The 12,657-nt window shown below is 64.8% G+C and carries 8 protein-coding genes; 4 read left to right on the top strand and 4 right to left on the bottom strand.

The window, feature by feature from the left end; all coding sequences use genetic code 11:
* Positions 1-12: 12 nt before the first annotated feature.
* Entirely contained in the window at positions 13-1,632 is a 1,620-nt protein-coding gene (locus I6F16_RS06505; protein WP_225113507.1) for a GMC family oxidoreductase N-terminal domain-containing protein, read from the bottom strand.
* A gap of 171 nt (positions 1,633-1,803) precedes the next feature.
* On the opposite strand from I6F16_RS06505, the gene I6F16_RS06500 reads away from it, so the two are divergent.
* Positions 1,804-2,976 (top strand): M20 aminoacylase family protein, encoded by a 1,173-nt coding sequence (locus I6F16_RS06500; protein ID WP_225113506.1) that lies wholly within the window; start codon positions 1,804-1,806, stop codon positions 2,974-2,976.
* A gap of 104 nt (positions 2,977-3,080) precedes the next feature.
* On the opposite strand, the gene I6F16_RS06495 is transcribed toward I6F16_RS06500, so the two are convergent.
* Together I6F16_RS06495 and I6F16_RS06490 are read right to left on the bottom strand one after the other, a co-directional pair.
* A complete protein-coding gene (locus I6F16_RS06495; RefSeq protein WP_225113505.1) occupies positions 3,081-4,523 on the bottom strand; it encodes a UdgX family uracil-DNA binding protein in 1,443 nt (480 codons plus the stop codon).
* Positions 4,523-5,758 (bottom strand): putative DNA modification/repair radical SAM protein, encoded by a 1,236-nt coding sequence (locus tag I6F16_RS06490; protein ID WP_225113504.1) that lies wholly within the window; start codon positions 5,756-5,758, stop codon positions 4,523-4,525. The genes I6F16_RS06495 and I6F16_RS06490 overlap by 1 nt, the downstream gene beginning before the upstream one ends.
* 162 nt (positions 5,759-5,920) lie before the next feature.
* Between I6F16_RS06490 and I6F16_RS06485 the strand changes: the two genes are divergently transcribed.
* Genes I6F16_RS06485 through I6F16_RS06475 form a run of 3 tightly spaced genes read left to right on the top strand, consistent with a single transcriptional unit; the run spans position 5,921 to position 11,662 of the window.
* Positions 5,921-6,709, top strand: a complete 789-nt coding sequence (locus I6F16_RS06485; protein WP_225113503.1) for a DNA repair protein — start codon at positions 5,921-5,923, stop codon at positions 6,707-6,709.
* The gene (locus tag I6F16_RS06480) at positions 6,606-8,201 is read left to right on the top strand and encodes a DNA polymerase Y family protein (protein ID WP_225173505.1); all 1,596 of its coding nucleotides are present in this window, start codon (positions 6,606-6,608) and stop codon (positions 8,199-8,201) included. Before I6F16_RS06485 ends, I6F16_RS06480 begins: the two co-directional genes overlap by 104 nt.
* Positions 8,198-11,662 carry an error-prone DNA polymerase gene (locus I6F16_RS06475; RefSeq protein ID WP_225173504.1) on the top strand — a complete coding sequence of 1,155 codons (3,465 nt, stop codon included), beginning with the start codon at positions 8,198-8,200 and terminating at the stop codon, positions 11,660-11,662. The genes I6F16_RS06480 and I6F16_RS06475 overlap by 4 nt, the downstream gene beginning before the upstream one ends.
* Before the next feature lie 165 nt (positions 11,663-11,827).
* Here the strand turns inward: I6F16_RS06475 and I6F16_RS06470 are convergent, their stop codons facing one another.
* Positions 11,828-12,598, bottom strand: a complete 771-nt coding sequence (locus I6F16_RS06470; RefSeq protein ID WP_036006057.1) for an SDR family oxidoreductase — start codon at positions 12,596-12,598, stop codon at positions 11,828-11,830.
* Between the last annotated feature and the right edge of the window lie 59 nt (positions 12,599-12,657).

The raw sequence follows: 12,657 nt of genomic DNA, 5'->3' as shown, positions 1-12,657 counted from the left end.
AGCGATGGGATGCTACTTCGCATCCTCCAGAATCATCGTGGCGCCCTTCTCAGCGATCATCGCGGTCGGCGTGTTGGTGTTGCCCGAGGTGATCGTCGGCATGATCGAGGCATCGACGATGCGCAGGCCGTCGAGGCCGTAGAATCGCAACCGCTCGTCCACCACCGCCATTGGATCGTTCGCCGTTCCCATCTTCGCGGTGCCGACGGGATGGAAGATGGTGGTGCCGATGTCGCCGGCGGCTTTCGCGAGGGAGGCATCGTCGTCGCCGACGGAGGGGCCGGGCAGATATTCACTGGGGCGATATTTGGCCAGCGCTTTCTGCTGCATCAGGCGCCGCGTGGTGCGAATGGCGTCGGCGGCGACCTGGCGGTCGTCGTCGGTCGACAGGTAATTTGGCGCGATGATCGGCTTCTCGTCAGGCGTTGTCGCGCGCAACCGCACGGTGCCGCGCGAGGTCGGTTGCAGATTGCACGCGCTCACCGTGATCGCAGGGAAACGGTGCAGGGGATCGCCGAACTTGTCGAGCGAGAGCGGCTGCACGTGGAATTGGATGTTGGCGCGGGCGCGCGTCGCATCGGAGCGCGTGAAGATGCCGAGCTGCGACGGCGCCATGGTGAGCGGGCCGCGGCGGCGGAAAGCGTAGTCGAGCCCCATCAGGCCGCGGCGCAACAGATTGTAATAGGTCTCGTTCAGCGTGCGCACGCCCTCGACCTTGTAGATCGCGCGCTGCTGCAGGTGATCCTGCAGATTGCGCCCGACGCCGGGCTTGTCCATGACGATGTCGATGCCGAGCGGCGACAGCCAGTCGGCCGGTCCAATGCCGGAGCGATGCAGCACCTGCACCGAGCCGATCGAGCCTGCCGAGAGTACCACCTCGCGCTTTGCGCGCGCCTCGATGATCTCGCCGTTCTGGATGAAGCGCACGCCGACGGCGCGGCCCTGCTCGATGATGAGGCGGTCGACCAGCACGTGCTTCTCGAGCCGCAGATTGGGGCGCCTCAAGGCCGGCTTGAGGAAGCCGCGCGCCGAGGACCAGCGCCGGCCGCGCTTCTGGTTGACGTGGAAATAGCTGGTGCCTTCATTGTCGCCGGTGTTGAAATCCGGGATGCGCTTGATGCCCATCTCCTCGGCGGCGTCACCGACCGCGTCGAGAATGGCCCATGACAGCCGCGGCGCTTCGATACGCCAGCCACCGCCGGCGCCGTGATGCTCGCTGGCGCCGAGGAAGTGGTCCTCGAGGCGCTTGAACAACGGCAGCACGTCGTCATAGCCCCAGCCGGTCAGGCCAAGCTGGCGCCAATGATCGTAGTCGGCAGCCTGTCCGCGCATCGAGATCATGGCGTTGATTGCCGAGCAGCCGCCGATCACCTTGCCGCGCGGATAGGCCAGCGAGCGGCCGTTCAGGCCGGGCTCGGCCTCGGTCTTGAACATCCAGTCCGAACGCGGATTGCCGATGGCGAAGAGATAGCCGACCGGGATATGGAACCAGATCCAGTTGTCGTCGCCGCCGGCTTCAAGGATGAGAACGCGGTTGCCTGGGACAGCCGACAGCCGGTTGGCGACGATGCAGCCCGCGGTGCCGGCTCCGACGACAATGTAGTCAAACTCACCTTCAAGCCGCCTCGGCATTCTGCTTCCACCCGGATGGTCTCTTTGCTTTCCGTTAATAGGCAGACGCAGCCGACCTGGACAAGCCCGGCCATGCCGGGTGAACAGGGCTAGACCCCGATTGCCGGCGGTTGGGTGGACCGACGCTTGCATGGTAGACAGACCTGCATTTCCAACAGTTCGAGACCTTCCATGCCCATCGTGAACCGCGTCGCCGACCTTCAACCCGATATCCAGGCCTGGCGGCGGGACATCCATCAGCACCCCGAGCTGTTGTACGATGTCCACCGCACCGCAGCATTCGTTGCTGACCGGTTGCGGGAGTTCGGCTGCGACGAAGTCGTGACCGGTCTCGGCCAGACCGGCGTCGTCGGCGTAATCAAGGGCAACAAGCCAACCGGCGAGGGGCTCAAGGTGATCGGCATGCGTGCCGACATGGACGCGCTGCCGGTCGAGGAGCAGACCAATCTGCCTTACGCCTCCAAGATCCCCGGCAAGATGCACGCCTGCGGCCATGACGGCCACACCGCGATGCTGCTCGGCGCGGCCCGCTATCTCGCCGAGACGCGCAATTTCGCCGGCGATGCCGTGGTGATCTTCCAGCCCGCCGAGGAGGGTGGCGCCGGCGGCGCGGCCATGGTCAAGGACGGCCTGATGGAGCGGTTCGGCATCGAACAGGTCTATGGCATGCACAACGGCCCGGGCATCCCGGTCGGCTCGTTCGCGATCAGGCCAGGCCCCATCATGGCGGCGACCGACGAAGTCGACATCATGATCGAGGGCGTCGGCGGCCACGCCGCGCGTCCACACAAATGCATCGATTCCGTGCTGGTCGGCGCGCAGGTGATCACGGCCCTGCAGTCGATCGTCTCGCGCAGCGTCGATCCCCTGGAATCGGCGGTCGTATCGATTTGCGAATTCCACGCCGGCAACGCCCGCAACGTCATTCCGCAGACTGCGACCCTGAGAGGCACCATCCGCACGCTGTCGCCGGAGGTGCGCAAGCTGGTCGAGAAGCGCGTGCATGAAGTCGTGGCGGGCATGGCGCAGATCACCGGCGCCAAGATCGACCTGCACTACAAGCGCAATTATCCGGTCGTGAACAATCATGCGGCGGAGACCGAGGTGGCACGGCGCATCGCCACGCAGGTCGCGGGCGAGGCCCATGTCCACGAGATGGCGCCGCTGATGGGCGGCGAGGATTTCGCCTACATGCTGGAAGCGCGGCCCGGCGCCTTCATCTTCTGCGGCAACGGCGACAGCGCCGGCCTGCATCATCCCGCCTACAATTTCAACGACGAGGCGATCGTCTACGGCACGTCCTATTGGGTGAAGCTGGTCGAGGAGCAGCTCGCGGCGTCGTAGGACCGGGTCCGAAGCACAGATGAAGGGCCCGTGCATTCCACGGGCCCTTGTCTATTTGAGAAATCGGATCGTCGACAACGGCGTGAAGCCATTTCCCACTGTATTCACGCAGCCCGTGCGGCCTTCTTCTGCAGGCCGGCGGCGATCTTCAGATCTTCGACGAAGCGCCGATATTCCAGAACCTTGGCTTCGGGATCAGGTAGTCGCAGCAGATAGGACGGGTGCACCGTCACCAGCGCCTTGCGCCCGTCGGGAAGCTCGATCAACCGGCCGCGGTTCTTGCCGATGGGGGTGATCTTGCCGAACACGCTCTGCGCGGCAGTGGCGCCCATTGCCACGATGAGATCGGGCTGGATTGTCGAAACTTCCCGCTCATACCATTGCCGGCACGCCCGGATCTCAGGTGTGTTCGGCTTCTGGTGCAGGCGGATCTTTCCGCGCGGCACGAATTTGAAGTGCTTCACCGCGTTGGTGACATAGACCTTCTTGCGGTCGACGCCGGCCTCCTCCAGTGCGCGATCGAGCATTTGCCCGGCCGGGCCGACGAAGGGATGGCCGGCGAGGTCTTCCTTGTCGCCGGGCTGCTCGCCGACCAGCATGATGTTGGCATTCTTCGGCCCTTCGCCGAACACGGTCTGTGTCGCGTCCTTGTAGAGATGGCAGGCGCGGCAATGCGCGGCCTCCTCGCGGAGCGTTTCGAGATCGTCGGCAGCTGACTTGCGTTTCATCGGAGCCTCCGGCCGCTTCTGAGGCTTGTGCGGATCGGTTGCGGCATTGGCGATCATGGCGCCGGTCATGCGCTCGGCGTCCTCGATCAAGGGCTTAATGATCGAAGCCTCGGGCAGGTTCCTCCAATATTTCTTCGGCATCTCGGCCTGCATCGCCTTCACCTTGAGCCGGGCCGGATTGAAGATGCTGGCATAGTAGCGCCGCCAGGTTTCCTCCAGCCGGTCTTCGCCCGGCGCCTCGCTCTTGCTGACGCCCGGCGTGAACGAGAGCGCATGGCCGTCCCAATGCGCGCAGAGGTCCGGCGTCAGGATCGACCAGGGCATGTCGGCAAAGCGCTTGGCGAAGAACGGCGCGGCGAGCTCGACGACGTGATGCTCCGGCTCGAACCAGGCGACGTAGTGCGCCTGGCGTTCCCGGCCGATCTCGCGGAAGCGCACGAAGGCATGCATCTTGTGCTCGTCGCGATAGACCGCTTTCGCCATGGCCGTGACAAGCGCGACATCGGGGTCGGTCGCGACCTCGATGAGATCGTGATTGTCCTTCAGCCGGAACAGCAAGCGATAGAGGATCGCAAAGCGCTCGCCGTCGCGATGCAGGATCGCCGCCTTGGCAAGCTCGACGAATTTTGCCGAGACGGTGAACGTGCCGTCGTTCACCTCGAGGATCGGAGACGGCGAGGACGGTGCGAACAGCTCGGCTTCGTGGCCCTGCACGGTCCAGGTGACCGCGCCGGGCGGCACGTGATGGAGCACGAGGCTGCGCGCGGCTTTGCGCCAGCCGTCGTAATCGGTTTCGGTGTCGAGCATGATGTACTGCATCAGAAGCCAAATCCCAGTTGCGTTGCTTTCGGCTTGAACCGTTCGATCAACCCGGCGGCATCGAGACGATGCGGTGAGGGGCGGTGATCGCTGAGGACGATGAACGGCAGCGCCTTGTTGCGGGGCACATGCAGCCGCGCGAGATCGGCGAGGCGGATCGTGGTGGTGCGCCGCGTTGCGAGGATGCGTTCGACCGTCCTGGTGCCGAAGCCCGGAACGCGCAGCAGCTCCTCGCGGCTGGCGCGGTTGACGTCGAGCGGGAAGCGGTCGCGGTGGCGCAGCGCCCAGGCCAGCTTGGGATCGATGTCGAGCGGCAGCATCGCGCTGTCGTCGACGATCTCGCCGACATCGAAGCCGTAGAACCGCATCAGCCAGTCGGCCTGGTAGAGCCGGTGCTCGCGCAGCAGCGGCGGCGCGCGCAGGGGCAGCGCGCGGCTGGCATCGGGGATCGGGCTGAAGGCGGAGTAATAGACGCGCCGCAGCCGGTAGGCGCCGTAGAGATTGGCGCTGGTGTGGAGAATGGTGTGATCGGAGGCGCTATCTGCGCCGACGATCATCTGCGTGCTTTGTCCGGCGGGCGCGAAGCGCTGCGGTTTGGCCTTCGTCTTGGCGCTGCGGCTCTCCTCGGCCTCGTCCAGCTTCAGCCGCAGCCGGCCCATGGTGCGGCGGATCGCGCGCACGTCCTTCTCCGGCGCGAATTGCTGCAGGCTCGTCTCCTCAGGCATCTCGATGTTGATCGAAAGGCGGTCGGCATATTTGCCGGCCTCGGCGATCAGCGCGTCGTCGGCCTCGGGAATGGTCTTCAGATGGATGTAGCCGCGGAAATGATGCTCCTCGCGCAGTTTTCGCGCGACGCTCACCACTTGCTCCATCGTGTAATCAGGGCTGCGGATGATGCCGGAGGAGAGAAACAGGCCCTCGATGTAATTGCGCCGGTAGAAGTCGAGCGTGAGCTTGACCAATTCGTCGATGGTGAAGCGGGCGCGTGGGACATTCGAGGAGGCGCGGTTGACGCAATAAAGGCAATCGTAATTGCAGGCGTTGGTCAGCAGCACCTTGAGCAGGGAGATGCAGCGTCCGTCCGGCGCGTAGGAATGGCAGATGCCCATGCCCGGCGCGGTCGAGCCCATGCCCTTGCCGTCGCTGGAATCCCGCTTCTCGGTGCCGCTGGAGGCGCAGGATGCGTCGTATTTGGCGGCATCCGCCAGAATCTCCAGCTTGCGTTGTACGTCCATGTTTGAATCTCTTTGATTCCGCTCATGAATCTTTGGATGCGCCAATTCGATTGACTCTGCCGGCGCCGTTAGCTTTATATTAGAACATATCATGAACAAATGAGCCAGCCGCTGGTTCTCTTTTTGAGAGCCATCGGCAATCACCTCTGAGGAGCGGCGAGCATGAGCGGCGCACGTATGAGCGCGCTTGCGACCTTGCGTAGCCAGATCGAGCGCATCGAGACGGCGGAGGTCGTGCATCCGCGCGATCGCATCGCGCTCGGCCATGGCGCGGCCGACGCCGCGCTGAAGGGCGGGTTCGCGCGCGCGGCGATCCACGAGGTGTTTTGTGAGGGGCGTCAGGGCGCGGCCGCGACGGGCTTTGTCATGGGCCTTGCGGGACGCGTGAGCGCACGCCGGCCGCTATTGTGGGTGCGGCAGGATTTTTCGGAGTTCGAAACCGGTGCGTTGTCGATGAGTGGGCTTGCCGAGCTCGGCCTCGATCCGCGCCCTGTGGTGATGGTGCGCGCCGCCGATGTCGAGAGCGCGTTGCGCACCTCGGCCGATGCGCTCGCCTGCGATGCGCTCGGCGCCGTCGTGCTTGAGCTCTGGGGCGAGACCAGGCAGTTCGATCTGGTGGCGAGCCGCAAGCTGACGCTGGCCGCGCAAGGCTCCGGTGTCACCGGCCTCTTGCTGCGGATGGCCGCGCAGCCGCTGCCTTCGACCGCGGAGACACGATGGATGCTGCGTGCGGCGCATTCGCCGCCGGACTCGGTGTGGAGTGCCTGGGGCGCGCCGGTGTTCGATGCCGAGCTCTTGCGCAATCGTCATGGCCCCTGCGGCCGGTGGATCATGGAATGGAATTGTGATGAGTGCCAGTTCAGTGAACCGTCGACGTATCCTCAGCCTGTGGCTGCCGCGCCTGCCCATCGACAGGATCCAGCGGTTCCTTGGCAGCGCCGGGCTGGGTAAAACCAACCATGAGCCGAGCATTGTCGTCATCAAGGACAACAATGCGCTGGTGATCCATGCGCTGGACGAGGCCGCCGAGCGCCTCGGCCTGTATATCGGCCAACCGCTCGCCAATGCGCGGGCGATGTGCCCGGATTTGCGTGTGTTCGACGCCGATACCGTGGCCGATACGAAGACGCTCAGCGACATCGCCGATTGGTGCGACCGCTTCACGCCGCTGGTGGCGCTCGATCCACCGCACGGGCTGTTCCTGGACATCACCGGTTGCGCGCATCTGTTCGGCGGCGAGGCCGCGCTGTTGCGGACATTGGTCCGGGCGCTCGACCGGCAAGGCTTTGCCGTCAGCGCGGCGATCGCGGGCACCTCGGTCTGCGCCCGCACGCTGACGCGGCAGGTATCCGGCACCATCGTGGCCGATGGCGGCGAGGCGGAGGCGATCAGGTCGTTTCCAGTCTCCGCGCTCGGTGCGGGTGAAGCCATCACCACCGGCCTGCGCCGTGCCGGGCTGAAAACCATCGGCGACGTCGCATCGCGCAGCGCCTCCGAGATCACGGCGCGGTTCGGCGCGCGCTTCTCCACGCTGCTCGCCCATGCATTGGGGCAGGGTGATGCGCCGATCAGCCCGCGCAAACCGCTGCCCGATTACATCGTCGAGAAGCGCTTTTCCGAGCCGATCGCAACCGACACCATGATCGCGATGACGCTGTCGCGGCTCGCCGACACGTTGATCGCATCCATGGAGAAGCAGGGCAAAGGCGCGCGGCGGCTTGAAGCGGCGTTCTTCCGCACCGATGGTGTGGTGCGTACGATTACGGTCGAGACCGGGCGTCCGGTGACGCGAAGCGCCGTGGTCGACCGCTTGTTCCGCGAGCGGCTCGATGCCCTCGCCGATCCCCTCGATCCCGGTTTCGGCTTCGACATGGTGCGGTTGTCGGCGAGCCGCACCGAGATCGTGGTGCAGGAGCAGCGCGATCTCGATGCCCATGTTCACGACAATGACGAGCTCGCCGCGCTGATCGACCGCATCGCCGCGCGCATCGGCGGCAAGCGTGTCGTCGTGCACCTGCCGCAGGATACCCATATCCCCGAAAGCGCGGTGCTGGCCGCATCGGCGCAGCATCATCTCACCGCGGCCATGCAGGCCGAATGGCCTGTTCGCACCGAGAGCGAGCCGCCGCTGCGTCCCTTGCGGCTGTTCGACAAGCCGGAGCCGATCAAGGTGCCGTTCGCGACCGTGCCCGATGGCCCACCGCATCAATTCACCTGGCGCCGTGCGCTGCATGCGGTTGTGCGGGTGGAGGGGCCCGAGCGCATCGCGATGGAATGGTGGCGGCAGGACGGCAAGCAGCTGACACGGGATTATTTCCGCATCGAGGATGCCGAGGGCCTGCGCTTCTGGATCTTTCGCGACGGTCTTTATGAAGGCGAGGTGTTCGACGGTGACGGCAAGCCGGCGTCTCCCGGCTGGTATGTGCATGGTCTCTTCGCATGAACAGCCCCGCTTATGCCGAGATCGGCATCACCACCAATTTCTCCTTCCTGCGCGGCGGCTCGGATCCGCGCGCCTATGTGCATCAGGCGAGCGCTTTAGGAATTCCGGTGATCGGCATTGCCGATCACAACACGCTCGCCGGCGTGGTGCGCGCCTGGAACGAGCTCGACAATGACGAGGTGCTGCACAAGCCGAAACTGTTGATCGGCGCCCGCATCGTCTTCATCGACGGCACGCCCGACATCCTGGTCTATCCACGCGATCGCGCCGCCTATGGCCGGCTGTGCCAGCTCCTGACGAGGGGCAAGCGTGGCGATGACATCACGCGGATCGAAAAGGGCGAGTGTCATCTCAGGCTTGACGATCTCCTGGAATTCTCGGAAGGCCAGCTCCTGGTGTTGACGCTGCCGCATCGTTTCGAGCTGGCGCGGGCGCTGGATGTCCTCGCAAAGCTGAAGGCGAGCCGTGCCGAGGGCGTGTGGCTGGCGGCGAGCCTGCTCTATCGCGGCGACGACAAGCGTCGCCTCTTGCGGCTCGATGATCTCGCCGCAAAGGCCAAGGTGCCGCTGCTCGCAACCAATGAGGTGCTGTATCACGATCCCCGCCGCCGTCCGCTCCAGGACGTGCTGACCTGCATCCGGGAAAAGACCACGATCGAGGCGATTGGGCGGAAATTAGAGGCCAATGCCGAGCGCTTCCTGAAGACGCCGCGCGAAATGGCGCGGCTGTTCCGCGATTTTCCCGAGGCGATTGCGCAGACCATGCGCTTTGCGGACGCAATCGAGTTCTCGCTCGATCAGCTGAAGTATCAATATCCCGACGAGCCGGTACCGCCGGGCAAGACCGCGCAGGGGCATCTGGAGGACCTGACCTGGGCGGGCGTCGACAAATATTTCGGCGGCAAGATCGACGACAAGCTGCGCGCGACCCTGAAGAAGGAGCTCGCGCTGATCGCCGAGCTGAAATACGCGCATTACTTTCTCACCGTGCACGATATCGTCCACTACGCGCGCAGCCAGAACATTTTGTGCCAGGGCCGCGGCTCGGCGGCGAACTCGGCCGTGTGCTACGTGCTCGGCATCACCTCGGTCGATCCGACCAAGGTGGACCTCTTGTTCGAGCGCTTCATCTCCAAGGAGCGGCTGGAGCCGCCCGATATCGACGTCGATTTCGAGCATTCGCGCCGTGAGGAGGTGATGCAATATGTCTATCGCCGCTACGGCCGCCACCGCGCCGCGATCATCGCCACCGTCATCCACTACCGCCCGCGCAGCGCCATCCGCGACGTCGGCAAGGCGCTCGGCCTGACCGAGGACGTCACTGCCGCGCTCGCCGACACCGTTTGGGGCAGCTGGGGCAAGGGCCTCAACGACATGCAGGTCCGGCAGGCCGGGCTCGATCCGAACAATCCCATGATCAACCTCGCGGTCGAGCTTGCGACCGAGTTGATCGAATTCCCGCGCCATCTGTCCCAGCATGTCGGCGGCTATGTGCTGACCCAGGACCGGCTCGACACCTATGTGCCGATCGGCAATGCCGCGATGGACGACCGCACCTTCATCGAATGGGACAAAGATGACGTCGATGCACTGAGCATGATGAAGGTCGACGTGCTGGCGCTGGGCATGCTGACCTGCATCAGGAAATGTTTCGATCTGATCGACCAGCACAAGGGCGAGCGTTTTATGCTGGCGAGCGTCCCGCAGGACGACCCCAGGGTTTACGACATGCTGTGCCGCGGGGAATCGCTCGGCGTGTTCCAGGTCGAGAGCCGCGCCCAGATGAACATGCTGCCGCGGCTGAAGCCGCGCACCTTCTACGATCTCGTCATCGAGGTCGCGATCGTGCGCCCCGGGCCGATCCAGGGCGACATGGTGCATCCTTATTTGCGGCGGCGGAACGGGCTGGAAAAGGTGAGCTATCCGTCTCCGTCGCCGGAGCATGGCGACAAGGACGAACTCTACAAGGTGCTGCACAAGACGCTCGGTGTCCCGCTGTTCCAGGAGCAGGCGATGCGCATTGCGATCCAGGCCGCGCATTTCACCTCCGAGGAAGCCAACGGCCTGCGCCGCTCGATGGCGACCTTCCGCAATGTCGGCACCATCGGCCAATATGAGGAGAAGCTGATCGGCAACATGGTGGCGCGCGGCTACGATCCCAACTTCGCCAAAAGCTGCTTTGACCAGATCAAGGGATTTGGATCCTACGGCTTTCCGGAGAGCCATGCCGCGAGCTTTGCACAGCTGGTCTACATTTCGTCGTGGCTGAAGCACTATCATCCCGACGCCTTCTGCTGCGGTCTGTTGAATTCGCAGCCGATGGGCTTTTATGCGCCGGCGCAGATCGTCAGCGACGCCCGCAAGAACGGCGTCGAGGTGCGCGACATCGACGTGTCCTACAGCTTTGCACAGAACACGCTGGAGGAGGGGAGCGGTCAGTATTGCGCCGTGCGCCTCGGCTTTCGCCAGATCGATGGATTCCACTGGCTGGACGAGGATGAGGAGCGCCTGAAGCGCTCTCAGTCGTCATTCCGGGGCGCGCGTAGCGCGAACCCGGAATCCATCGCGCCGCATACGCCTGGCGGAGGAATGGATTCCGGGCTCGACGCTGACGCGTCGCCCCGGAATGACGGTGTCGAGAAAGCCCAGGACTGGGCCGACCGCATCATTGCCGCGCGCAACCGCCGTCCCTTCACCTCGCTGGAGGATTTCGCCCGCGACACCGGTCTGCCCAAGCGCGCGCTGATCCTCTTGGCGGATGCCGATGCGTTCCGCTCGCTCGGGCTCGACCGCCGCGAAGCGCTGTGGCAGGTGCGGCGGCTGCCCGACGACGTGCCGCTACCGCTGTTCGAGGCGGCGACCGCGCGCGAGCAGCCGGACGAAGGCGCAAAACCGCTGCCGGCGATGCCGCGCGCCGAGCAGGTGGTCGCGGACTACCAGACCATCCGCCTGTCGCTGAAGGGCCATCCGATGGAATTCCTGCGCGAGATGTTTACGCGCGAGCGCATCGTGGCCTGCAAGGAGATCAGCCATGAGAACGAGCGGCGCCGCGTCCGTTGCGCCGGTGTGGTCCTGGTGCGGCAGCGGCCGGGCAGCGCCAGCGGCGTCGTGTTCATGACGCTGGAGGACGAAACCGGCATCGCCAATGTCGTGGTCTGGCCCAAGATCATGGAGCAGTACCGGAAAGAAGTGATGGGCGCGCGCCTCATCCTGGTCGAAGGCTACATCCAGAGCAGCCCGGAGAAGGTGACGCATCTCATCGCCCAGCGCATGATCGATCGCTCGCACGATCTGGTCGGATTGGCCAACGATGCGCTCGGCCGCAAGCATCCGCTGCCCGCAGGCGCCACCGTGGTCGAACCGCTGAACGAAGACCCTCGCGCGCTTACGGACATGCCCGCGCAAAAAATCCGTCACCCCCGCAACGTCCGTATCCTGCCGCCGTCGCGGGATTTTCATTGAGCGAGCGCGGGCTACTGCCGACGTTTGTTGCGATGATTGCGCCTCATTCTCAGTCGTCATGCCCGGGCTTGACCCGGGCATCCACGTCTTTCGGAGTGCGCAGCAGTGCGTGGATGGCCGGGTCAAGCCTGGCCATGACGGAGGAGAGAGCTCGGCAAGCTGCCCTCAAAAATTCACCCGGTTCGAGATGGCGCCATCCACGACCAGATTCGATCCCGTGGTGAACCCCGACACCGGGCTCGCCAGAAACACCGCCGCGCTCGCGATCTCCTGCGGCGTCGCCATGCGGCCGGTCGGGTTGCGCTTCATCGCGTCCTGGTACCGCTCCGGCATGTTCTTCTCGATCATCTCCCAGACGCCGCCCTTGAAATAGACGGTGCCGGGCGAGACCACGTTGATCCGGATCTTCTTCTTCGCGTATTGCCGCGCCAGTCCCTTGGCCATGTGGATCAGTGCGGCCTTGATCGGGCCGTAGGAGCTGGCCGTGTCCGCCTGCGCCGCGGAGATCGACGAGATGATCACGAAAGCCGCATCGCCGCTGCCGGCGCCGCTTGTCTCGAGGAATGGCCGGGCGGCGTCGAAGGCATGCACGGCGCCGAGCAGGTCGAGGCGGAAATTCTGCTCCCAGGACGCCGGATCGTGCCCTTGCGCCATTGCGCCGGCATTGGAGAATAGCAGGTCGATGCCGCCGAGCTCTTTTGCTGCAGCCTCGATCCAGCTTTTGAGCGCCGCGCCGTCGGTGACGTCGACCGCGCCGCCGGTGGCGCGGATGCCGCTCGCCTTCAACTCCCCGACCGTGGCCGCAACCTGATCGGCGTTGCGCGCGCACACCGCGACATTGGCACCTTCGCCGGCCAGCGTCGCCGCAATCGCCCGCCCGATGCCGCGCGTGCCGCCGAGCACGACGGCGTTCTTGCCTTTGAGACCGAGATCCATTGTTGCTCCTTTTTGTTGGTGCTGCGAGTGTAGCTGTTTCGCGAGGCGCCCAGAAGCCT

It is taken from the genome of Bradyrhizobium sp. IC4060, from assembly GCF_020193715.1.
In the GTDB taxonomy this organism is placed as follows: Bacteria; Pseudomonadota; Alphaproteobacteria; order Rhizobiales; family Xanthobacteraceae; genus Bradyrhizobium; species Bradyrhizobium yuanmingense.
The sequence above is the reverse complement of the archived record's forward strand: the minus strand, read 5'-3'. Positions and strand labels throughout refer to the sequence as shown.

Excerpts from the sequence above, each read along its gene's own strand:
- I6F16_RS06505 (WP_225113507.1), bottom strand. The coding sequence starts at position 1,632 with ATGCCGAGGCGGCTTGAAGGTGAGTTTGACTACATTGTCGTCGGAGCC.
- I6F16_RS06500 (WP_225113506.1), top strand. The coding sequence starts at position 1,804 with ATGCCCATCGTGAACCGCGTCGCCGACCTTCAACCCGATATCCAGGCC.
- I6F16_RS06495 (WP_225113505.1), bottom strand. The coding sequence starts at position 4,523 with ATGCAGTACATCATGCTCGACACCGAAACCGATTACGACGGCTGGCGC.
- I6F16_RS06490 (WP_225113504.1), bottom strand. The coding sequence starts at position 5,758 with ATGGACGTACAACGCAAGCTGGAGATTCTGGCGGATGCCGCCAAATAC.
- I6F16_RS06485 (WP_225113503.1), top strand. The coding sequence starts at position 5,921 with ATGAGCGGCGCACGTATGAGCGCGCTTGCGACCTTGCGTAGCCAGATC.
- I6F16_RS06480 (WP_225173505.1), top strand. The coding sequence starts at position 6,606 with ATGAGTGCCAGTTCAGTGAACCGTCGACGTATCCTCAGCCTGTGGCTG.
- I6F16_RS06475 (WP_225173504.1), top strand. The coding sequence starts at position 8,198 with ATGAACAGCCCCGCTTATGCCGAGATCGGCATCACCACCAATTTCTCC.
- I6F16_RS06470 (WP_036006057.1), bottom strand. The coding sequence starts at position 12,598 with ATGGATCTCGGTCTCAAAGGCAAGAACGCCGTCGTGCTCGGCGGCACG.